This is a genomic window from Streptomyces sp. NPDC050121 (assembly GCF_044460385.1).
In the GTDB taxonomy this organism is placed as follows: Bacteria; Actinomycetota; Actinomycetes; order Streptomycetales; family Streptomycetaceae; genus Streptomyces; species Streptomyces soliscabiei.
Genome location: NZ_JBITJV010000012.1, coordinates 110,637 through 132,364, shown reverse-complemented (window position 1 = coordinate 132,364; position 21,728 = coordinate 110,637). Strand labels below are relative to the sequence as shown.

The window sequence follows — 21,728 nt, the reverse complement described above, 5'->3', positions numbered from 1 at the left end:
ATGAGACGATCTCGGTTCCTGTCCCTCTGGCCGGCTGTGCTGGCCGTCCTGATCGGTTCGGTCATGGGCACCGTCGCGAGCGCGCCGCCCGTCCACGCCGCGACGGCGTTCACCTCCACCGCGGTCAACCAGAACGGCGCCAACTGCCTGGACGTGCCGGGCAGTTCCACCGCCGACGGCATCCAGCTCATCCAATGGGCCTGCCACGGCGGGGCCAACCAGACCTTCACGTTCACCCCGGTCGGCGGGACCACCGACCAGTACGGCATCGGCACGTCGACCGGCGGAAAGTGCGTGGACGTCAACGGGGCGTCCGGCGCCGACGACGCCACGATCGTGCAGCGGCCGTGCGGCACCGGAGCAAGCCAGAAGTTCCGGCTCGTTCCCGTGACGGTCACCGGCACGAACAACGTGTTCAGCGTGCAGGCGGTGCACTCCGGCAAGTGCGTCGCCCCGACGGGCGACTCCTCGGCCGGCAACACCGGACTCGTCCAGTTGCCCTGCACCAACGCGGCGTCGCGGACATGGCGGCTGCCCGACTTCGCCGGCGGTGGGGGCACCCCCACCACGCCCCCGACCAGGACCGTCCGGGTGTACTGGCTGAAGCCCTCCGACGTCGCACTCGACCAGCGATACCCCGACGGCATCGCCGCCGTGATGCGGGAGGCACAGCGCTACTACCAGCAGGAACTCGGCAAGACCTTCAAGCTGAACAGCCCGGTCGTCGAAGTCGTAGGCGGTGACCAGCCACGGAGCTGGTACGAGAACACGCCCAACGGCGGCGACCGTTACTGGTGGGCCGTCACGAACATGCAGAACGAACTCGCCCGGAAGTTCGGCCTGAACAACCCCGACAGCCGTTGGCTCAACGTGGGCGAGATCAGCGCCGAGGGCGAGGGCGCGGGCGGGGGCGCCAGCCCCGGCTGGGTCGTCCTGAGCGGACACGACGCCGACGGCGCCGCCGGCACCAGCGGACAGTCGATGAACCGCTGGTACGGCGGAATGGTGCACGAACTCGGCCACGCCTTCGGCCTGCCGGACTCGTCCTCGACCGACGGCACCCCGATGTCCGCGTCCTTCTACGACTATCCCAACACCCACTTCAACCAGAGCCAGAAGAACCAGATCCTGGGCGGCCCCTACGGGAGCTTCCTGTTCTGACGGCAACCGCGGGCACGGGCGAACAGCCGGGACCGGTCGTCGGCGGGGCATCGGCGCGATGCCCCGCCGATGCGCGGTGTCCTACCTCAGCGCGGCGAGGAACGGCGCCAGGGTGTGGGTGAGGGTGTTGTGCGCGGTGTCCGCGAACAGCGGATCGAGGTGGTTCATCCCGTCATCCGTGGCGTAAGTGCCGTAGGGGATACGGGAGTCGGCGACGACCTCGCGGGCGGCGGATACGATGGTCCCCTGGGCGTAGCTCGTCTGGAAGGCGTACAGCGGGATGTCGAGGGACTCGGTGTGCCGCAGCCGCAGACCGAGCGAGCGGGCCAGGCCGGTGTCCGCGTAGGGGTCGGCGACGTCGAGGTCCACGGACAGCCGGGCGGGCCAGTACCACTCCCACACGGCCGGTTGCGGGCCGCCCGCGTACGCCGTCGCGACCCGGCTGATCGGGGTGATGCCGGTGTCGATCCACCCGCGTACGTCACCGCTGTCGGCGAGGCGCCCCGAGTGCACGGTGATGGAGTTGGGCCAGCCGAAGCCCGCGTCCACCAGGATGCCCAGCAGAGCGGCGTTGGTCACCGGGTACGGCGGCCGCAGGGCGTCGGGCAGCCGGGGTTGCAGGACCGAGCGGCCGGCCGGGTCGAGGCGTGCGTACCAGCCGGCGAGCTGGTACCAGATCTGGGTGCTCTCGGCCCGGGAGCCCACTCCGACGCCGCTCAGGGCAAGGTCGAAGACGGCTCCGCCGTCGATGGCCGCCAGCCGCTGCCGTACCTCGTCGGGGGTGTTGTGGACGGGCTCCCCCGTCCCGTCGAACGCCCCGCGCACCCCGCCGTCGACCAGGACGAGGGCCGAGAGGTCCCGGTGTCCGGGGCGGCCGTCGAAGTCCCAGGCCGCGTAGGTCATCGCGGTGGTGGCGCCCCAGGAGTGGCCGCCGAGCACGACCCGGCGGCCGCCGCGGGCGGCGGCGCATACGACCGTGTCCAGGTCCGCCAGGGTGCGGGCCAGGCCCCAGCCCGCCACATAGCCGGAGGCGGCGGGGTCCTGCGAGCGGTAGTGGCCGTCCAGGTAGTAGCCGGCGGGGTCCGCGGCAGTGAAGCCGGAGCGGTCGGCGAGGTTCTCCTCGCGCCGGTCGAAGGACCACACCTGTACGCCGGGCACGGCGGCGACGAGGTCCCGGGCCACCAGCCGGAAGTCGCCCGCGGCCCCGAACTGGCCCGGGACCATCACCAGCACCGTGTGCGCCGTGTCGGGACCGGTCTTGAGCACATGGACCCGGTCCGTACCGGCCGGCCCTCCGCCCGCGCCCACGGCCAGGGGAACGTACCGCTCCGGGCCTGCGCTCCCCCGCCGCCCGGGCTGAGGAGCCGCCACGGCCGGGCCGGTCAGGGCGGGGGCGAGGGCGAGGCCGCCGACCGTCCCGCCGAGCAGCGCCCGGCGCGACAGGCCCCGGGTCATGAGGCGCACCCGCCCACGCGCCGGGTGCTCAGCGCCACGTCGTCCATGCGGACGTCGTAGGCGGAGGGGCTGGGGTCGGCCTGGTACAGCTGCCAGCCCAGCTTGAGCTTGTCGAAGGTCGGGAAGACGAAGTCGTCCGCCGTGCCGCCGTGGTTCTTCGTGGAGACCGTCAGGTCGGACCGCTCGACGCCGTCCTGGTAGACGGTGACGCGGTTGTCGGTCGCGTCGAGGTGGAACTCGACGCAGCTCCAGACGCCGGCGGCAGCGGGGGCGGAGGTCTTCCAGTTGGTCCAGTCACCGGTGGGGCCGAGGTCGGAGCCGACGCCCCAGAAGTTGCCGCGGTCGGTGGGGGCGTACTGGCCGCCCAACGGGCGTACCAGCGTGGGGGCGTCGGCGCCGGAGGCCTCGGCGACGGTCCAGTGCGCCCAGTCGGGAGCGGTGGGGAACCGGTCCACGCGCAGCCGCAGCCGGGCCCAGAAGCTGTTGCCGGCGGGCGCGAGGTCGGAAAGGACGAGGAAGGCGCGGCCGTTGCCTTCGGTGTGGAGCCGCAGTTCGCGACCGTGGCCGGTGGAGCTGGGTTCGATGCTCAGCGAACCGTTGGAGGTGTCGGTGGTCCAGCCGCGGCCCGCGGTGACCGGGCCGAGCGGGAGGCGGTCGAAGCTCTCCCTGACGAGGGTGCCGGGTCTTCCGTACGTGTGCTCCAGTCCCTGCGGGACGGAGGCGGCCGAGGCGGTGGGGGGTATCGCGAGCAGCGCGGCCGAGGTGGCCAACAGCGCGGCGGCGATCTTCCGCATGCGTGTCATGGGCCCAGTCTGCAACATCCGCCACAGGGGTCACACAGCCCGGTCCCCCAACAGCCGTCCGCCGACGGCCTGTTGGGGCAGCGCGGGGTCGGAGCCGGCCGGCTTGCGGATCAGGAGCAGCGCCGCGTCGTCGTGCAGTCGGCCGCCGACGTGCGCCAGCAGTTCGTCGTGGATCGCATCGAGGGTGCGCGCCGGTTCGTCCGAGAGGTGCCGGGCCAGGCCCTCGACGAGCGGGTAGAACTCCCGGTCGCGGTCACGGGCCTCGATGACCCCGTCCGTGTACAGCAGCAATTGGTCTCCGTCGGCGAAGGGCAGCACCTGCAGGCTCGGGGTCTGGTCGGTCAGGGCGCGCAGGCCGAGGGGCGGCGCCGGGTGCGTGGCCTCCACCGCCGTGACGCTGCCCGACGCGTCGATGAGCAGCGGGGGCGCGTGTCCGCAGTTCACCACTTCCAGCTGCCCGGGCTGCGGGTGTCCGGCGACCACGGCGGTGACGAAGTCGTCGGCGCCGAGGTTGCGCGCAAGGCTGCGCTCGATGCGGTCGACGACGGCGAGGAGATCGGGTTCGTCGTAGGCGGCCTCGCGGAAGACGCCGAGCACGAGCGCCGCGGTCCCCACCGCCGGCAGCCCCTTGCCGCGCACATCGCCGACGATCAGCCGTACGCCGTACGGGGTGGGCACCAGCGCGTAGAGGTCCCCGCCGATCCGGGCCTCCGCGGCGGCGGCGCTGTAGCGGACGGCCACCTCGAACGGGCCGACGGTGGCCGGGACCGGCCTGAGCAGTGCGTGCTGGGCGGCCTCGGCGACGGACCGGACGGCCGCGAGGACCCGCTCCCGGCGGGTGCGCAGTGCGCCGGCCAGGGCGCTCGCCAGGGTGACGGCCACCAGGGCGGCCAGGACGGCTCCGACCTCATGGCCGGGAGCGCCGTCCCGGGTGCCGAGCGTCGCGCCGAGGGCCGTGGCGAGGAGGCCGACGCAGAGGACTCCGCGCGGCCCGTTGGTGGTGGCGGCCAGCGCGGGCCCGGCCGCCAGCAGGGGCAGCCAGATCATCCCCGCCCCGCCGACGAGGTCGGCGAGCACGATGCCGAGCACGGTCAGGACGGGCAGGAGGGGGCCTGCCACTCGGCTTCTGAACAGCCGCGTCGGGAGGTGGTCGCCGCCGTGGTTCCGGGCCTGACTCATACTTCGTCCGCAGTCCTCACCTGTGCGCGGGGCCGGTCTGCACGCCGGCCACTCCTGAAATGTCCGTTTCGTCTAGGAAAAGGGGTCGGCCCGGGTGCTCACAAGGAGCAGATTTTCAGATAGTGAACGATCAGCCGGCGAGGGAAAGACCCCTGGTCACGCGGCCGGCGGCCGGGATCAGCCGGGCCCGGATCTCCTCGATGTGGGAGAGCCGGCCGGTCGGCAGGGACACGCCGAGCGAGCCGAGGGTGTCGCCGCTGTAGACGGGAACGGCGACACAGACCGTGCCGAGGGCGTACTCCTCCAGGTCCGTGACGGCCGGGGCCGCGGGCGAGGCGTCCAGGTGCCGCAGCAGTTCGGCGGCCCTGGTGATGGTCCTCGGCGTGAGGTCGGCGAGGTGGTGTCGGGAGAGGTAGTCCTTGCGGGCGTCGTCGTCCAGTTCCCGCAGCACGGACTTGCCGAGGGCGGTGGCGTGCCCCGCGTCCTCGAACCCGACCCACAGGTCGACCCGGGGCGTCCGGGGGCCGTCGACTATCTCGGCGACCCTGATCTCGCCCTCCTCGTAGAAGGTGAGGTAAGCGGCGGTCGCGAGCTCGTCACGGAGCGCGGCGAGGGTGGGGCGGACCCGGCTGAGCAGCGCCTGCCCCCGGCCCGTGGTGTGCAGGTTCTGCAGCCGGTCCCCCAGGATGAACCCGCCGTCGGGCAGTTTCCGCAGGTAGCCGTCGTGGACCAGGGTCCGCAGCAGGTGGTAGGCGGTGGCCAGGGGCAGCCCGGTCTCGCGTGCCAGCTGTTTCGCCGGCGCGCCGTTCTCGTGCGCGCTCGTCGCCTCCAGCAGGCGGAAGGCCCGCTGCACGGAGGTGATGAGCGTGGGGCCGTCCCGCGCACTCATACGACCAGCGTGCGCCAGACGCACGGCGCAGGCAAGGTATGCGGGGCCGGGCGTATCTCGCAGCGGCAACCTCATGCCGGGCCGGTCTCGATTCGACATCAGCCTTTCCGAGGACGGCGACACCGAGTTCGGCGATCTCATCATGGACAGCGACTCGCCGTCCCCCTGGGAGACGGTCGCCTTCGGCCTCCTGCAGCACACTCTCCGGAGCATCCTGGCCGAGCTGACCCCGCGCGAGGCCGGCATCGTCTCCCTGCGGTACGGCCTCTTCGGGGGTCGGCCGCGGCCGAACAACCGGCTTGCGTATGTCATGTGTCCGACAACGCCCACTACCGCCCCTCGAAGAGCAACAATCGGACCATGTCACAACGAGATGATCTGACGAAGGCGATCGACACCCTCTCCGACGCTGAGGCCGTCCGGGCACTGACGGCGTTCCTCGAGGACCGCGGGCTTCTTTCCACGGCCGAGGACATGCCCACGACCGACGAGGAGTTAAAGGGCGCCGTGGACGCGCAGGAGGCGGCGGAGTATCTGCCTCCCGGGCAATCCCCGGTATCCGAGGGCGACTTGGCGCGCGTGGCGCTGGAGTACGCGGCGGCGCAGGAGGAGTGGAGAGGGGTGGTCGGTGAGGCCGTCGAGTACGCGTCGTCGTCGATCGACCGCTTCGACCCCGTTCTCGTCCCGGTCGGGGTCCTCGTCGTCACGCTCCTGCAGACGGAGGTGGTCGTCAAGCGGGATCCGCGCGGCAGATGGAGTCTGACCGTGCACAAGCGTGCCCTGCGGGACGCGGCCATGGGTCGGCTGCTGACGGCACTGCTCTCCCACTTCACCAGCGGCAAGTAGACCGGGGCCGGCCGTGACGGTTTCGGTGAGGGAGTCCTACACCTGGCGCTGCGAGGAGTGCGACCGGCCTCGCCGGGCTCCGGTCTGGCGCATCGTCGACGCCCGTGAGCGCGCCGACGTCCTTCGGAGCCCCGGCGATCCCGAGGGCTTCGGTCCCGGCCTGACCTGGGTGGACTGCCCGGACTGCGGCGCCCGGGCGCACATCGAGGCGCCGGTGCTGGTCCTGCGCCCCGGGACGACCGCGCCGGCGCTCTACGCGACCTCCGTCACGGAGCTCCAGGGGGATGTGACGACGTCCGCCCTGGCCCTGCTGGAGCAGGCCGCGAGCGCCGGGGCCTTCCGCGGCGACCCCGTCCCCGGACAGGTGATCCCGCTGCCGCGCAGACTGCTGCCGTTCGTGCTGTCCCGCGACCTCGACCGGGACCTCGCCGATCCCGAGCGGGCCGCCCGCGAACTGGAGTCGTACGGGAAGCCGACGGTCGCCAATCACCGGGCCTTCCTCCAGTACCTGGCCGAGGAGTCGGGCGAGGCACGGGTCGGCGAGCTGCTGCGCGCGGTCACGGGCAGCCTGCCGGACCAGCTGGCCGAGCTGGTCCGCACCCACCCGGAGCTCACCGCCGGCACCCGGGTCCGCGACGCCGGCCGCAAGGAGCTCAACGCTGCCGTCGGCACCCCGCTGGAGCCGACGTTGCGCCTGCGCCAGCGGCTCCTGGACGACCTGTGCGACAGCGAGTTGCCTCCGGGGGCCGTACTGGAGCGCTATTTCGCGTCCCTGGGCGACTTCGCCGGCGATCTGCGGGCCCGGCTGTACGCGATGTACGACGCGGTGCGCGCCTTTGACGGTCTGGAGGCGATCCCGCTCAACCGTGAGGCACTGGCGCTCGCCGGGCAGCTCGGCGAGGAGCCGGTGGAGACGGAGCTCGCCGCCCGGCTCGGCGAACGCCTCGTCCGCGCCGTGCAGGCCGGGCTCGACGTCGAACTGTCCGAGGCGCTGCGCGTGTTGGAGCATGCGCTGCGTCGGCTGCCCGAGGGCACCTTGCAGTGGGTCGAGGTGGCGACCAACCTCGCCGCCGCCCAGCATCTGCGTGAGGACGGCGACCGCGTGGAGTGCTGGGAGGCCGCCTGCGATCTGCTGGCCCGCGCCACCGCGCTGGACCGCCGCGCGCATCCTGAATTCTGGGCGCGGATCCAGACCAACTACGGGCTGCTGCTGGCCGAACGCCCGGGCGGCGGCTCCGCCGACCTCACACTGGGCATCGACCACATCAGGGCCGGGCTGCGGGAACGCTCCCCCGAACGCGGTCGGGTGGACTGGTCGTACTCCCTGCTCAACCTGGGGTTGCTGCTGCACCGGCGCGCCGAGTCGGACGACGTCCGGGAGGCGGAGCGCTGCTACCGGGACGCCCTGCGCGTACTGCGCCCGGCGGACGCCCCCGTGCTGTGGTGCCGACTTCAGTGCAATCTGGCCGACGTGCTGCTGTCCGGCGACTCTCCGGACCCGCGGGGCGCCCGGGAAGCGGTCGGCGCCGTGCTCGCCCTGGACGCCTCGCACCCGGGTCTCGTCGACACCGGTCGCGTCACCTGGCTGCTGGCCCGGGTCGCCGACCTCCTCGACGGACCGGGCGGCGCCGAGAGCCTGCGGCTGCGCCGTGCGGCTCTGGCGGCCACGCCGCCGCTCGTCGCCCCGTCCCTGCACCTCTCCCTCGCCCGGGAGGTCGTCGACGCGCTGGCCGCGGCGCAGGACTGGACCGGCGCGGCCGACGTCGCGGCGGACATGCTGACCGCCGTCCACGCGCTCTACGACGCCCAGGTCACCGCCTCCGGCCGGCGGAGCGTGCTCTCCCAGGCGAAGCGCGTCGCCCGCTGGGCCGCGTACCTGCTGGCCCGCGCGGGGCGCCCGGAGCGCGCGGTCGAAGCGATGGAACGGGGGCTGGCCTGCGAGCTGTCGGTGGTGGCCGGGCGCGGCGCGGTGGATCTGGCGGCGTTGGAGCAGCTGGACCCCGCCCTGGTCCACCGCTACCGGCAGGCACGCGAGCGCTACCGTTCTCTGGTCGCGGAGCCGCCCACGACCCCGTCCGGCGGTCCGTCCGCGGGGTTCGCGCCCGTGTCGGATGCGCAGGCGGCGGCGGAACGGGCCGTGCGCACGGTGATCGAGGAGATCCGCGCGATCCCCGGCTTCGAGGCGTTCCTGCGCACCACCGAACTGGCGGACATCGCGCGGGCCGCCGACGGCACTCCGCTCGCCTACCTGGTGAACGCGCCCTGGGGCAGCTATGTCCTCGTCGTCCGCGACGCGCCCGGCGAGCCGGACGAGCGGGGCGCCCCGGACGACACGCCGGTCGTACGCGCCGTCCCCGTACCCGAGGTCAGCAGCACCTCGATCGTCCACCTCCTCACCCTGGCTCCGGACGACGCAGGCGTGGGGCTGCTGCTGATCCAGCAGTTCGGCGTGCTCAAGCGCCGCCGTACGCTCCCGGCGGCCCTGGACCGGCTGCGGGGTCTGGCCCCGCTTCTGCGGCCCGTCGCCCGGCTCCTGGCGGAGGATCCACGGCACGAGGCCGTCGTCGTGCCGACCGGGCTGCTGGGGCAGGTACCGCTGAACGCCGTGCCGCTCGGCCCGGAGACGGACGAGGTGCTCGACGACATCGGGACACTGCTGCTCGCCCCGTCGGCCGCCGTGTACGCCGCCTCCCGCGCCGCAGCCGTGCGCCCGGCGGCTCCCGCGCCACGCCTGGTCGCCGTCACCGACCCCGACGGCTCGCTCCCCGGCGCCCGCAGCGAACTCGCCGAGATCCGGACCCAGTTCGAACCGCGGGGCGAGACGGTCGCCGCGCTGGGGTCCGACGCCACCGTGGACTGGCTGCTCGACCATCTCGCCGAGGCGACACACCTCCACCTGGGCTGCCACGGCAGCGCGGACATCGGCAGCCGGGGCGGCACACTGACACTCGCCGACGGCGCCTTGGACATGGACACGCTGGTGCGGCGCCGGCTCCCGCACTGCCGGCTCGCGGTGGCCGGCGCCTGCCAGTCGGGCCACTACGAGATCGTCGAGACCCCCGACGAGTTCGTCGGACTCCCGGCCGGCTTCCTCCAGGCGGGGGCCGCCTGCGTGGTGACCAGTCTGTGGCAGGTCAACGACGTGGCGACCGCCCTGCTGATGACCCGCCTCTACGAGCTGCTCGCCCCCACCGGTGCCGCGCCGGGCGAACTCCCCGCACCGGCGCTGCGCCACACCCGGACCTGGCTGCGCCGTCTCACCTGGGACGACCTCGCCCGGTACACCGCCGCCCACCCCCATCTCGCGGACCTGACCCGGCGGTTGACACCGCCCGCGACGGGCCGGGACGCCCGTCCCTTCGCCTCCCCCGTCCACTGGGCCGCCTTCACGGCGTGGGGGGCGTGAGCACGGGGCGGGACGGCGACGACGACGGGAACTCGGCCCTCAGCCTGTCAGCTTCTCAAGGTCGGCCCGAACTCGTCGAGCGTGTAACGAGAATAGGGGCTGACCGGCGATTGTGGTGTGCTGACCTGCATGAACGTGTAACGCCCGCCGGTCAGCCCGAAGACGGTCACCGTGGCCGGCGAGCGCGCCTGGGTGCCGTTGACGCAGCTGGGGTTGCAGACCCGCTCCCACTTCCAGCCGGTGGCGGTCGCCGTCTCCTCTCCCCAGTTCGTCCAGGTCAGGTTGTCGAGCATGGCTCCGCCGTCACCGCAGGCGACCAGCAGTTCCTCCGGTTCGACGAGGGACTTGCCCGCACAGTCGGCGATGGCGCCCGGCTGCCTGGTCTGCTGCGTCTCGACGGGCGTCGGCGGCTCCTCGCTGGGCGCCGTCAGATCCGTGACTTCCTCCTGCGGCGGGGCCGAGGGCGACTGCTCCGGCGTTTCGCTCTCCTCGCTCCAGGTCGGTTCCGGCGGCTCCTGGACGGACGGCAGGTTCGGCGTGGGAGTGACGATGGTGAGGGGGCCGCTGTCCCGGTCCGGCGTGAGGACGACGAGGGCCACGGCGATCACGGTGGCGAGGACGACGACCATGAGGGCGGCGAGCCGAAGGCGCGGCGCCGCGGGCGTGGGCGTCGGCGTGGGCGGCACTTCGACGGGGGCCGGCGGGACGAGGTCGGTCCGTTCCGGCGGGACGAGGTCGGTCGGCTCCGGCGGGACGAGGTCGGTCGGCTCCGGCGGACGGGTGCGCGAGCTCACGCCGGGCTCCGGCGCCTGCGTCAACTCGGTCGGAGCGAGCCGGAGTTCAGTGGCGACGCTGTGCCGACGGGCGATCAACTCGTTGACCGCGGGCGGCCAGGGGCGCGGTGTGGAGGTGAGGGGCCCGATGGTTTCCAGCAGTTGGGCGGGGGTCGGCCGAGCGCCCGGCTCCTCGGTGAGGCAGCGGGCGACGACCTGACGCAGCCTCACCGGGAGCACGCCGCCGTCGGGATCGGGATCGGCGCAGGGGCCGGTGTCCCCGCGTCTGCCGGTGTACGCCGTGACGAGCAGCGTCCCCAGGGCGACCATGTCACCGGACGGCTCGTGCGGCCCGACAGCCTTCCCCGGCGGCAGGGCCGGTACGCAGCCGGCGACCGCCCGGTGGCCGCCGAAGCCGGTCAACCGGATCCCGTCCCTGGTGAGCAGCACGTTGGAGGGCTGGAGGTCGCCGTGCCCACGACCGCTCTCGTGCACCCCGGCCAGGGCGCCGGCGACTCCCGCGGCGATCCTCAGCACCGACTCCTCGGGCAGACCGCCCACGACGTCGACGGCTTCCGCCAGCGAGGGCCCGGCATCGAGCACCGACAGGTACGGGCCGGCGTCCTTGCGCGGCGGTTCACCGTTGCGCTGGAACCACGTCCGTAACCGGGGCCTCCCGGCCCCCACCGTGTCGGTCATCACTGTTCGCTTCATCCTGTCCCCCGAACCAGACGAGCCAGAGAAACCTTCCTCCGACGAGTCTGGCCACGACCGCCCTCCTACGACAAGAAGGCGGTGTGCGGGGCGCCGATCGCCTGGGCGAAGGAGGCTTCGAATTCACCGACGAGCGAGGCGCCGTACGTCGACCGCGGTCAGCGCGAGCGCCAGGGGCCCGGGGGCCAGGAACGCGAGCGGCACCAGCATCCAGGCGCACAGTACCGCCGTCGCCACGGCGAGCAGCACCAGAGCACTGCCGCCCAAGTCCCCTACGGCGTCACGGGCGGCCTCGCGCAGGGCGGCCGGCCAGTCGGTGAGCGACTCGGGGCGGGCGCAGGCCCGCAGGGCCACGACGCCGGCCACCGCCCCGATCGCGGCGGCCAGTGCGGCGAAGAGCGGCGCGCCGGGCAGACCCGCCCCGGCAAGGGCCAGATCGGCGGCGAACAACAGCGCGCCCGCGAGGACGGCCGCCCCCGCCGTCAGGTCGCCGACGCGCATCCGCCGACGCAGCGCGGAGAAGTACCGCCCCGCCGTGGCGGGCCGGTCCTCCCCCGCGCCCCGCAGCACGGCGCACGCCGTCGACAGCGCGGCCGGTGCGCTCAGCAGCGGCAGACAGGCCACCGCGGTGGCGAGTCCGACGCTCAGCATGTCGGCGAACAGGGTCATCCGCGGGCCGAACACCTCGCCCGCCTCGCGCTGCCGGCTCCCGGTCATAGCGCTCATCCCTTCAGTCCGGAACTGGCCATGCCCTCCACCAGGAACCGCTGGAAGGCGAGGAAGAACAGCACGATCGGCAGCAGCGCGATCACCGACATCGCGAACATCGGTCCGAAGGCCGACTGGCTGGAGGCGTCCACGAAGGAGCGCAGGGCGAGGGTGAGGGTGAACTTGTCCGGGTCGAAGAGGTAGATGAGCTGGGTGAAGAAGTCGTTCCAGGTCCAGATGAAGGTGAAGATGGCCGTGGTGATCAGCGCGGGGCGGGTGAGCGGCAGGATGACCTGGAAGAAGCTGCGGAAGGGGCCGCAGCCGTCGATGCGGGCCGCCTCCTCCAGTTCGCGGGGCAGTCCGCGCATGAACTGCACGATGAGGAAGACGAAGAACGCCTCCGTGGCGAGGAACTTGGGCAGGATCAGCGGCCAGTAGGTGTTCACCAGGCCGAGCTTGTTGAAGATGATGTACTGCGGGATCAGCACCGCGTGGTGCGGCAGCATGATCGTCGCGATCATGAAGGCGAACAGCGGTCCGCGCAGACGGAAGCGCAGCCGCGCGAAGGCGTAGGCGGCGAGCGAGCAGCTGATGACGTTGCCGAGGACGGCGCCGCCCGCGATCAGCAGGGAGTTGCCGAGCAGCCGCCAGACGGAGACGTCGTTGACGCCCTGGAAGGCGGTCTTGTAGTTGGACCACTCCAGGTGGCTGGGCAGCAGGTTCAGGCTCGCGATGACCTCGTCGGCGGGCTTGAGCGAGGTGGCGAGCAGCCAGGCCAGCGGGTACAGCATGACGAGCAGCGCGGCGAGGCAGCCGAGGTGCACGGCGATCCGGCCCCAGCGAACCGGCTTGCGGGGAGCGGCGGTCGATGCGGTGGTGGTGGTCATCGGTCCCCCTCGGAGGCGTAGAAGACCCAGGAGCGGGAGGTGCGGAACAGCACCGCGGTGACGGCGCCGATCACCAGCAGGAGCACCCAGGCCATGGCGGAGGCGTAGCCCATGTGGGAGGCGACGAAGCCACGGTCGTAGAGGTAGAGGGTGTAGACGAGGGTGGAGTCGGCGGGGCCGCCCTTGCCCGCGCTCACCGCGAAGGCGGGGGTGAACACCTGGAAGGCCTGGATGGTCTGCAGGACCAGGTTGAAGAAGAGCACCGGGGACAGCATGGGCACCGTGACGGACACGAACTGCCGCCATTTCCCGGCGCCGTCCACGGCGGCGGCCTCGTAGAGCTCGGCGGGGATCTGTTGCAGCCCGGCGAGGAAGATGACCATCGGCGCGCCGAACTGCCAGACCGTCAGCAGGGCCACGGCGAGCAGGGCCCAGCCGGGTTTGTTGATCCAGCCGCCCGTGCCGAGGACGTTGTCCACGGTGCCGCCGTCGTTGAAGAGGGCCCGCCAGACGAGAGCGATGGACATCGACGCGCCGAGCAGCGAGGGCGCGTAGAACGCGGACCGGTAGAAGCCCTTGCCGCGTTTCATGTTCTTCAGGGCGAGCGCGACGACGAGTGCGAGCACGAGTTGCAGGGGCACGGCGACGACGACGTACGTCAGGGTCGTCAGGACCGATCGCCAGTAGCGGGGGTCCTCGGTGAACATCTGGGTGTAGTTGCGCAGGCCCACCCAGCGCGGCGCGTTGAACAGGTCGTAGTCCGTGAACGACAGGTACAGCGACACGGCCATCGGCAGCAGCGTGAGGACGCTCGCGCCGAGGACCCAGGGGGACAGGAACACCCAGGCGGCGCCCTCGCGTTCACGCTTGGGGCGTCGTTTCGCCGCGGGCGCGGGGCGGGGCGGGCGTGCGGTGGGTGCGGGGACGTCGGTGGTGGTCATGACCTCAGCTCCGCCTTCGCCTCGGTGACGTAGTTCTCGGCCGCCTCGCGGGGCGACATGCGCGCGTAGGAGACCTGGTCGTAGTCGCGCTGGAAGGTGGTCTGCAGGGCGTTGTCGCCCGCGGGCGGGGCCTGCGGCGGGTCCTTCAGGGTGCCTTCGAGGGACGCCTGGTAGTCGGCGACCGTCCTGTCGAAGTCCTTCAGCTGGGCCGCGGTCTCCTCCCGGATCGTCTCGTTGACGGGGATGCCCCGGGTCGCGCCGAGGATCTTCGCGGCCTGTTCGTCGTTCAGGAGGAAGTCGATGAGCGCGGCGGCCTCCTTCGGGTGGCCGGTGTGGGCGCCGACGCCGAGGAACATCGACGGCTTGAAGTACTGGCCTGGCGTGCCGTCCTCGCCGGACGGCATCGGCGCGAGCGCGACCCCGGTGGGCACGAGGGCCTGGTAACCGCTGGACGGGGCGTCCCAGTTGAAGTCGGCGGTGGCCTTGCCGCGGCCGAGCGGGGTGTTCTCGACGGAGCCGTCGAGCTGGGTGGTCTGCTCGGCCGGGGAGACGGCGCCCTCGCGGCGGAGCCGGTCGGTGAAGGTCCACCAGCGGGTGAGGTCGTCGGCGGTGAAGCCGAGGCCGCCGGCCCTGGTGTAGAGGGCCTTGCCCTGGCCGCGCAGCCACACCTCGAAGGCGTCCTCGCTCTGGCCGGGGTCGGTGGCTCCGGGCCTGCCGGTCCGCTTCTCCAGGGTGCGCACGGCGTCCGCCCAGTCGTTCCAGGACCAGCCCTTCCTCGGGAGCGGCACCCCGGACGCCTTCCAGGCCTTGACGTCGTAGACGACCGTCTCGGTGCCGCGGCCCTGCGGGATCGCGTACTGGGTGCCCTCCACGCGCCCCGTCGCGAGCAGGCCGGGGTCGATCTCGCCGGTGCGCAGCACGTCCTTGACCTTGCCGAGGTCGAACAGGACGTGTCCGGAGGCGTACTGGTCGATCTGGCGGTAGTCGAGCTGCATCACGTCGGGGGCGTCGCCTCCCGTGGCCTGGATGGCGAGCTTCTGCTTGTAGGCGTCGTAGCCCGAGAACGACGTCTGCACCCGCACGTTCGGATGCTGTTTCTCGAACAGGGCGACTGCCTGCTCGGTGCGGGCCGCGCGGTCGGGGTTGCCCCACCACGTGTAGCGCAGTACGACCTTCCCGCCGCCGACCGACTCCCCGGATCCCCCGCAGCCGGCCAGCACCGCGCACAGCACGAGTGCGGTGGCCGACGCGCAGAACCCCTTTGTCCTGTGTCCGGGCATGCCGAGGTCACCTCTTCCCTTCCTCGGATCCGCTGTTGACTGCCTCGCTACTCGGGCTTGTGGGGGAGCGTGGTCCCCGGCAGCGCGTACTCGTCGCGGCGTCCGCACATGCCGTAGCCGCCGACACGGGTGGGCGCCGTCTCGTACGCGGTCGCCTCGGCCAGGTAGGCCGGGTCGCCGCTGTGGAGGGCGTCGAGTTGGGCGCCCGTGCGTTCGGCGGCGGCGAGGGCGCCGCCCCGCCACAGCTCCCGCCAGGCGGGGACCTTGTCGCGCACCAGCCGGGCCGCCGCCCGCTGGAACTCCAGGTACGGGCCGCCGTCGCCGGCGGCCAGTGCCTCGCGCAGGACGAGGTAGCCCTCGACGGCGAGGTCCCTGCGACGCCGTGCGGCCGACGCGGTCTCCGGTCCGGCGCCGGGTGGCAGGGTCGCCGCGGCCGCGTACCGTTCGGAGTCGGCGAGCACCTCGGGCGGGAAGGTGAAGACGGCGTCGCCGGCCTCGGGCAGGCCGCTGTTCTGCATCAGCACGGTGATGCGCAGATCGCCGCCCTGCACCATGCGGTGCACCGTGCCCGGCGTGAACCAGGCGACGGAGCCGGGCTGCAGGGGGATGTCCCGGTAGCCGTCGGGGCTGAGCGTCTGCACCGCGCCCCGGCCGCCGGTGACGACGTAGGCCTCCGTGCACACCAGGTGCAGGTGCGGGCTGCCGCCGCAGACGCCGTCGGCGGCCTCCCAGTCGTAGGCGGTGAGGTGTGAGAGGCCCACGGCGCCGGGCAGCGGGTGCCGGAGGGCGGGCCCCGGTCCGCTCACCACGGCAGGCCCTCCAGGTAGGTGCCGACGCGGCCCTGGTCCCAGGCGCCGTCGGCGACGACGACCCGGTAGCGGTAGGCGAAGGACTCGCCGGGAGGCAGCTCGAACTCCTCGAAGAACGCCCAGGAGAACGCGACCGTCGGGATCGGTTCGGTGCGCACGAACCAGTGCGAGGCGTGGATCGCCCGCTCCTCGTCGAGGTTCTCGGGCGCATGGGCGAAGACGAGGGTGGAGTGCCCGTCGACGTCGTCGTGTTCGGCGGTGAAGGCGAGCCAGGGCCCCTGTGTGCCCATCAGCTTCCCGGCGTCGACGCCGGAATCCGGGGCGAAGGCGGTGCCGCCGGTGAAGTCGCGGGGGCCGCGCCACTGCAGACCGGTGTATCCGGCCAGCTCGCGGCCCGCGGTGGTCGGGGAGCCGAAGACGAGCGGCACGGCACGGATGTTGGTGAGGTGGATCGACCAGTCCAGCACCCAGGCTCCGGCCTCCTCGTCGACGGAGTGGACGGCGAGGCCGCGCCGTTCGCGCGCCCACTCCTCGCCGCCGTACGCAACCCAGGTGAGCTCCTCGGTGACGGCGAGCCGGTCGTCCTCGACCGTGAACTCGGGGAAGCCGTCGTGCCGCATCGACCCGACGCGCTCGGGCAGGGCGAGGTAGCCCTGCCCGTGGACGTAGGAGTTGCCGCCCCAGAAGTTCTGGCCGCACAGATGGCTCGCCGTCATCTGCAGGCCCTTGTGCCAGCGGTGGTCGCTGGGCCGGTAGCCGGTCACGGTGCGCCCGCCGAGGGTGCGCACCGGGTGGGCGTAGGGTTTGCGCGCCTCGAACGCCTCGGGGTCGGGACGGTAGACGTACCGGAGGATCTCCGTCCCGTCCGCCGCCGCGACCGCGATGTGCTCGCCGTACGCGTGACTGACTCGGATGCCCATGCGCGCTCCTCGGGGGCCAGTGGGGTGGTCGCCGTGCAGGGTCATGAAGCGGTGAAAGCGCTTGCTCCGATGAGTGACCCTAGGTGCGCAGTGAATGTCAGGACAACCCCTGTGCAGGGAGAAGAGGGTGTGTCGCGTGCCAGGTCGTGTCCGCAGAGTAGCGCCGTCTGCCCGGAGGGCAGGGCTCGCGGCGTCATGGGGGTCCCCCTCTGGGGGTGGAGGTGCCCCCTCGGGGGGAGCATGCCGGGCGTCGCGAGCCAGACGGGACTTTGCGGACACGGCCTCTAGGGGCGAGCGGGCCGGCTGGTCGTCAGGTCAGCTCGTCCGCCACCAGGGCGGCGGCCCTGGACACCAGCGGGTTGTCCGTGGGCCCCTCGGGAGCGTATTTCGTCGACAGGACGGCCAGCACCAGGGGCGGCCGTCCCGGAGGCCAGACGACGCCCACGTCGTTGGCGACCCCGTACGCCGAACCGCCGCCGGTCTTGTCGGCGAGTACCCAGTCGGCGGGCAGTCCGGCGCGGAAGCGCTCGATGTTGGTGGTGTTGGCGATCAGCCAGCCGGTCAGCCGTGTGCGGTCCTGCGCCGGCAGAGCCCGGCCGAGCACGAGTCGCGCGTATGTGCGCCCGATCTCCCGCGGGCTGGTGATGTCGGTCGTCCGCCACGGTTCGGCCGTGTTCAGCTCGGGCTCCCAGCGGTCGAGGCGGGTCGTGGCGTCCCCGACCGAGCGGGCGAACCGGGTGATCGCGGTCGGTCCGCCCAGCTCCCGCATCAGGAGGTTCGCCGCGCCGTTGTCGCTCCGGGAGACGGCGGCGGCGCACAGCTCCTCGACGGTCATACCGGCCGCGACGTTCTCCTCCGTGCCCGTGACCGGCGCGTACCCCGAGTCCGTCACGTACTTCGCGGTGTAGTGGATGCGGCGGGCGAGATACTCACCGTCCCTGTCGAGGTCCCGTAAGACCGCCGAGACGGCGAGCGTCTTGAAGACGGAGCAGATGGGGAAATGCTCGTCGGCGCGGTAGGCCACGGTCCGCCCGGTGCCGGTGTCGTGGGCGAAGATCCCCAGCCGCGCGGAGTACTCCTGCTCCAGGTCGCTCAACCGCCCCGGGAGGCCCGCGCCGCGGCCGGTCGAGGCATGCGCGGCGCCCGGCAGGGCGGCCGCCAGAGCCGCTCCGGCGCCGATGCCCAGTACCGCGCGGCGGCCCGGGTGGGACCCCGTGCCTGCCCCGCCGGTGCTGTCCCTTACATGCATCCGGCCCATCTGCCGCATATGGCCCATCTGCTGCATACGGTCCATCCGGTTCATGCGATCCATCCGATCCGTCCCCTTCGGTCCTGCGGTCGTGATCTTTGCTTCACCTACCCAGGACGCCGCGACAGGAGGACCGGTTTCACTGCGATGTCACTCCGACCACATCCGCATCAGGAGTTACCGGGCGATCGACGCACGCAACTCACCTCACTGAACGGTGACTTGACGCGCCATCATATAGTTGCCGACGGCGCGCGGTGATCCGTTGTAGCCCGCCGCGCGGCCGGATCCCCCTCTGGAAAGGCACGACCCTGCGGAACGAACCGCACAGCCGCACCGACGACGCGTCCGCCGCCCTGTCCTCGCCCCGTCGGTCGGCGTTCTCCCCCGCGGCCGATGTGATCGGCTCGGAACTCGATCTGGGTATGACCGGCAGCCATGTCGTGCACGCGCTCACCCCCGGGTTCTGCGAAGCGGCCTCCGTGTACCTGCTGGAACGTTGGCGCGTCGAGGAGAACGCGCATGTCGGCGCGGACACGCCGTGGATCGAGGCGCGCCGGACGGCGCTGCGGGTCGGGCCGGGCGCGCTCGAGGACTGGGAGGGCGTGCTGCCGGTCGGCGAGGTGATCGCCTTCCCCCGGGAGACGCCGCACGCCCGTGCGCTCTCCGCCGGGCGGGCGCAGGTGCTCGACGCGGTGGACCCGCACACCTCGGAGCGGCTCACCGCCTCCGGAGACGGCGGCGCGCGCCTCGACGACCTCCTGAGCGTGGCGTCGTTCCTCATCGTCCCGCTGCGGCTGCGGGACGTGGCCATCGGCTTCGTCATCTGCACGCGCGGGGCGGGTCGGGCGCCGTTCGCACCCGCGGACATCGCGGCCGTGGAGGCGCTGGCCGCGCGGGCTGCCGTGGCCCTGGACAACGCCCGCCGTTACGAGCGTGAGCGGCGCACCGCGCTGGCCATCCGCAACAGTCTGCCGCCCGGCACGGCCCAGGAGTTCGAGGGGTGCCGCACCGCACACGGCTGGCTGCCCGCCGGGCAGGGCAACCTCGTCGGCGGCGACTGGTTCGACGTGCTGAAACGGCCGGGCGACCGGGTCAGTCTGATCGTCGGGGACGCGATGGGGCACGGCCCGGAGTCCGCCGTCGCGATGATCCAACTGCGCACCGCGGTCCGTACGCTGGCGGGCCTCGACATCTCCCCGGCCGACCTCATAGGCCGACTCGACACGCTCGCCGGGGACTCCCCCGGTGTCTCCTTGGCGACCTGCATCTACGCCGAGTGGGACGCCCGGCGGCGCACCTGCACCCTGGTGGGCGCGGGCCACCCGCCACCGCTGCTGCGCGGCCCGGACGGCCCGACGGCCCCGGTCGCGCTGGCCGGGGCGGGTCTGCCCCTCGGGCTGGGCACGGGCAGCTACCAGGAGACCGTGCTGTCCGTGCCGGACCCGGTGCTGCTCGTGCTCTACAGCGACGGTCTGGTGGAGTCCCGCGACGCCGACATCGACCAGGAGATCACCCGCCTCGCGCGCACCGTGGACGCGGCCGCCGCCGTCGAGCCCGTGCACGGCGACGCCGACGACGCGCTGCCGTCCCTGTGCCGTCGGCTCCTGCACGCCCCTTCCGGCACGGCGGGCTCCGACGACCGCACCCTGCTGCTGGCCGAACTGACGCCTGCCGGCGCCTGAGTTCGGCCGCCGCCTCAACCGTGGGGCCTGCTCAGCCCGTCAGGGTCGCCCACACCGCGTTGCCGCCGGTGAGTCTGGACCGGTCGACTCCCCAGGCCTCGGCGAGCTGCTCCACAAGGAGCAGTCCCCGGCCGCCCTCGTCGTCCGGTCCGGGCTCGCAGCGGGGCAGGCCGCGGCCCGTACGGTCCTGATCGTGCACCTCCAGGCGCAGGCACCCGGCGGTGACGAGCCCGACGCCGCACAGGAACCGGCTGCCGAGGGTGTGCCGTACGGCGTTGGTGGCCAGCTCGGACACGAGCAGGACGGTGTCCGCGCACAGCTCGCCCGGCAGCCGCCAGGCGGCCAGCCGTTCGTTCATGGAGCGGCGGGCCAGCGACACGCTGGAGCGGTGGGCCGGGAGTTCGAGCCAGTGCGTCCGGTCGGGGCTCCAGGTGTCCAAGGGCTGGGGGGAGGAAGTGGTGTGGGGGGACACGGCGATCGCCTTCCGTGGGGGGCGGGAGCAGCCAGAGGCCGGGGAAGGTGAGTAAGGGGCCCACGAGGAGGGGGTGTTCCGTACGGGCCACACTGCACCGTGAACGTCCGGGCGGTCCAACTCCAGTGAGGATGCGGGAGCTTGACGGGGGGAACGCTCGGGTTCGGCGGCGGGGTTCACACAAGTAACTATGCTCGCACCCAAGTTCAAGCTGCAACCAACTGCCTGATAATTTCAACAAGCCAGTATCCATCTGGTCGCGTCATCGAGCCGCTGTCAGACTCATGGCGGTGACAGTCCCTCAGGAGGTGGGCGTGAGCGAAGGCCGTTCGGGCACGGGCAGCACCAGCGCGCCCACCGTGCTGCGCATGATCCTCGGCCGACGGCTGCAGGAGCGGCGGCAGAACGCGGGGGTGTCGCTGGAGGAATCGGCCCAGGCCCTGCGGGTGAAGCCCCTGACCATCCGCCGTCTGGAGAAGGCGGAGGTCGGCCTCAAGCCGCTCTACGTGGAGATCCTGCTGGCGCTCTACGGGGCCGGCCGGCAGGAGATCGAGGAGTTCGTCGCCCTCGCCGAGCGGGCCAACGAGCCCGGCTGGTGGCACCCGTACCGCGATGTGCTGCCCAACTGGTTCAGCGCCTACGTCAGCCTGGAGACCGCTGCCAGGACGCTGCGCGCCTACGAACCCCACTACGTCACGGGGCTGCTGCAGACGCCCCGGTATGCGCGCGGAGTCCTCGGCGGGGGCTTCCCCAACGACCGTGACGAGGACCTGCGGCGGCGCGTGGACCTGCGGCTGCGCCGCCAGAGCCTGCTGGACAGAGCCGACGCCCCCACGCTGTGGGTGGTCATGGAGGAGGCCGTGCTGCACCGGGTGGTGGGCGGTCCCGAGGTGATGCGGGAGCAGATCGACCGGCTGCTGGAGGTCTCGGAACTCCCGCACGTGAGCGTCGACGTCGTGCCGTTCACCGCCGGCGCCCACGTGGGCGCGTGCGCGCCGTTCACGTACTTCCGGTTCGAGGAACCGGAACTGCCCGACATCGTCTACACCGAGATCCTCTCCGGTGCCGTGTACCTGGACCAGCGCTCCGACGTCGCGGCGCATCTGGAGGCCCACAACCGCATGTCCCTGCTGACCTCGGACACGGACAGCAGGTCACTCCTGAACCGGATGCGCAAGGAGTACTCATGACCGGCATCGGCGGCAAGGACGGCCGCGTCCACCGAATTCCGCACGCTCACCACGTTCACGACGTCTACAACGGGATGCCCGCGGCCGACCTGGGCGAGCAGGGCTGGGAGTCCCCGTGGAGCGGCCCCAACGGGGGACAGTGCGTGCAGACGAAACAGCTCGCCGACGGCCGCGTGGCGATGCGGCAGTCGACCGATCCCGCCGGTCCGGCGCTGATCTACACCCCCGAGGAGATCGCCGCGTTCGTCGCGGGCGTCAAACGGGGCCTCGCCGACCACCTCGCCGCCGGCTGACACCGGGCGCGCCCCAGCACGGACGGGCGGGAACCGGCCACCTACGGCCCCGGGACCGCCCGACAACC

At 72.5% G+C, this 21,728-nt stretch carries 20 protein-coding genes; 7 read left to right on the top strand and 13 right to left on the bottom strand.

What is annotated here, in order from left to right:
- Entirely contained in the window at positions 1-1,161 is a 1,161-nt protein-coding gene (locus tag ACIBTS_RS20140; RefSeq protein ID WP_399320941.1) for an RICIN domain-containing protein, read from the top strand.
- An 81-nt stretch (positions 1,162-1,242) separates the two neighbouring features.
- On the opposite strand, the gene ACIBTS_RS20135 is transcribed toward ACIBTS_RS20140, so the two are convergent.
- The 4 genes from ACIBTS_RS20135 to ACIBTS_RS20120 all read right to left on the bottom strand — a co-directional run bounded on the left by ACIBTS_RS20135 (position 1,243) and on the right by ACIBTS_RS20120 (position 5,487).
- Positions 1,243-2,616, bottom strand: coding sequence for an alpha/beta hydrolase (locus ACIBTS_RS20135; protein ID WP_399320940.1), 1,374 nt, complete (start codon positions 2,614-2,616; stop codon positions 1,243-1,245).
- Positions 2,613-3,419, bottom strand: a complete 807-nt coding sequence (locus ACIBTS_RS20130) for a hypothetical protein (protein WP_399320939.1) — start codon at positions 3,417-3,419, stop codon at positions 2,613-2,615. The genes ACIBTS_RS20135 and ACIBTS_RS20130 overlap by 4 nt, the downstream gene beginning before the upstream one ends.
- A 30-nt stretch (positions 3,420-3,449) precedes the next feature.
- Complete coding sequence (locus ACIBTS_RS20125; RefSeq protein ID WP_399320937.1) at positions 3,450-4,598, bottom strand: PP2C family protein-serine/threonine phosphatase; 1,149 nt, start codon at positions 4,596-4,598, stop codon at positions 3,450-3,452.
- Between the two features lie 130 nt (positions 4,599-4,728).
- Positions 4,729-5,487, bottom strand: a complete 759-nt coding sequence (locus ACIBTS_RS20120; RefSeq protein ID WP_399320935.1) for an IclR family transcriptional regulator — start codon at positions 5,485-5,487, stop codon at positions 4,729-4,731.
- A 73-nt stretch (positions 5,488-5,560) separates the two neighbouring features.
- On the opposite strand from ACIBTS_RS20120, the gene ACIBTS_RS20115 reads away from it, so the two are divergent.
- The 3 genes from ACIBTS_RS20115 to ACIBTS_RS20105 are packed head-to-tail and all read left to right on the top strand — an operon-like array spanning position 5,561 to position 9,739.
- Positions 5,561-5,869 carry a hypothetical protein gene (locus tag ACIBTS_RS20115; RefSeq protein ID WP_399320934.1) on the top strand — a complete coding sequence of 103 codons (309 nt, stop codon included), beginning with the start codon at positions 5,561-5,563 and terminating at the stop codon, positions 5,867-5,869.
- Complete coding sequence (locus ACIBTS_RS20110; RefSeq protein WP_399320933.1) at positions 5,848-6,333, top strand: hypothetical protein; 486 nt, start codon at positions 5,848-5,850, stop codon at positions 6,331-6,333. Before ACIBTS_RS20115 ends, ACIBTS_RS20110 begins: the two co-directional genes overlap by 22 nt.
- Before the next feature lie 13 nt (positions 6,334-6,346).
- Positions 6,347-9,739 (top strand): CHAT domain-containing protein, encoded by a 3,393-nt coding sequence (locus ACIBTS_RS20105; RefSeq protein WP_399320932.1) that lies wholly within the window; start codon positions 6,347-6,349, stop codon positions 9,737-9,739.
- A 47-nt stretch (positions 9,740-9,786) separates the two neighbouring features.
- Here ACIBTS_RS20105 and ACIBTS_RS20100 read toward each other — a convergent pair whose 3' ends face one another.
- The 8 genes from ACIBTS_RS20100 to bla form a co-directional block, all read right to left on the bottom strand.
- Positions 9,787-11,211 (bottom strand): hypothetical protein, encoded by a 1,425-nt coding sequence (locus ACIBTS_RS20100; protein ID WP_399320930.1) that lies wholly within the window; start codon positions 11,209-11,211, stop codon positions 9,787-9,789.
- A 138-nt stretch (positions 11,212-11,349) separates the two neighbouring features.
- Positions 11,350-11,943, bottom strand: coding sequence for a hypothetical protein (locus ACIBTS_RS20095; protein WP_319674635.1), 594 nt, complete (start codon positions 11,941-11,943; stop codon positions 11,350-11,352).
- A gap of 5 nt (positions 11,944-11,948) precedes the next feature.
- Positions 11,949-12,821: a carbohydrate ABC transporter permease gene (locus ACIBTS_RS20090; RefSeq protein ID WP_399320928.1), complete on the bottom strand. Its 873-nt coding sequence runs from the start codon at positions 12,819-12,821 to the stop codon at positions 11,949-11,951.
- Positions 12,818-13,762, bottom strand: coding sequence for a carbohydrate ABC transporter permease (locus ACIBTS_RS20085; RefSeq protein ID WP_399320927.1), 945 nt, complete (start codon positions 13,760-13,762; stop codon positions 12,818-12,820). Before ACIBTS_RS20085 ends, ACIBTS_RS20090 begins: the two co-directional genes overlap by 4 nt.
- Positions 13,759-15,042, bottom strand: a complete 1,284-nt coding sequence (locus ACIBTS_RS20080) for an ABC transporter substrate-binding protein (RefSeq protein ID WP_399320925.1) — start codon at positions 15,040-15,042, stop codon at positions 13,759-13,761. The genes ACIBTS_RS20085 and ACIBTS_RS20080 overlap by 4 nt, the downstream gene beginning before the upstream one ends.
- Before the next feature lie 47 nt (positions 15,043-15,089).
- A complete protein-coding gene (locus tag ACIBTS_RS20075) occupies positions 15,090-15,851 on the bottom strand; it encodes a cupin (protein WP_399320924.1) in 762 nt (253 codons plus the stop codon).
- The gene (locus ACIBTS_RS20070; RefSeq protein WP_319677585.1) at positions 15,845-16,771 is read right to left on the bottom strand and encodes a PmoA family protein; all 927 of its coding nucleotides are present in this window, start codon (positions 16,769-16,771) and stop codon (positions 15,845-15,847) included. The genes ACIBTS_RS20075 and ACIBTS_RS20070 overlap by 7 nt, the downstream gene beginning before the upstream one ends.
- A 310-nt stretch (positions 16,772-17,081) precedes the next feature.
- On the bottom strand, positions 17,082-18,020 hold the full coding sequence (bla, locus tag ACIBTS_RS20065) for a class A beta-lactamase (protein WP_399321092.1): 939 nt from the start codon (positions 18,018-18,020) through the stop codon (positions 17,082-17,084).
- Between the two features lie 425 nt (positions 18,021-18,445).
- Here bla and ACIBTS_RS20060 point away from each other — a divergent pair, with 425 nt between their 5' ends.
- On the top strand, positions 18,446-19,705 hold the full coding sequence (locus ACIBTS_RS20060; RefSeq protein ID WP_399321090.1) for a PP2C family protein-serine/threonine phosphatase: 1,260 nt from the start codon (positions 18,446-18,448) through the stop codon (positions 19,703-19,705).
- A gap of 31 nt (positions 19,706-19,736) precedes the next feature.
- Here ACIBTS_RS20060 and ACIBTS_RS20055 read toward each other — a convergent pair whose 3' ends face one another.
- Positions 19,737-20,177, bottom strand: a complete 441-nt coding sequence (locus ACIBTS_RS20055) for an ATP-binding protein (RefSeq protein WP_399320922.1) — start codon at positions 20,175-20,177, stop codon at positions 19,737-19,739.
- Between the two features lie 314 nt (positions 20,178-20,491).
- On the opposite strand from ACIBTS_RS20055, the gene ACIBTS_RS20050 reads away from it, so the two are divergent.
- Positions 20,492-21,367, top strand: coding sequence for a Scr1 family TA system antitoxin-like transcriptional regulator (locus tag ACIBTS_RS20050; RefSeq protein WP_099935230.1), 876 nt, complete (start codon positions 20,492-20,494; stop codon positions 21,365-21,367).
- Between the two features lie 74 nt (positions 21,368-21,441).
- The gene (locus tag ACIBTS_RS20045) at positions 21,442-21,660 is read left to right on the top strand and encodes a DUF397 domain-containing protein (RefSeq protein WP_319676931.1); all 219 of its coding nucleotides are present in this window, start codon (positions 21,442-21,444) and stop codon (positions 21,658-21,660) included.
- Positions 21,661-21,728: the final 68 nt, after the last annotated feature.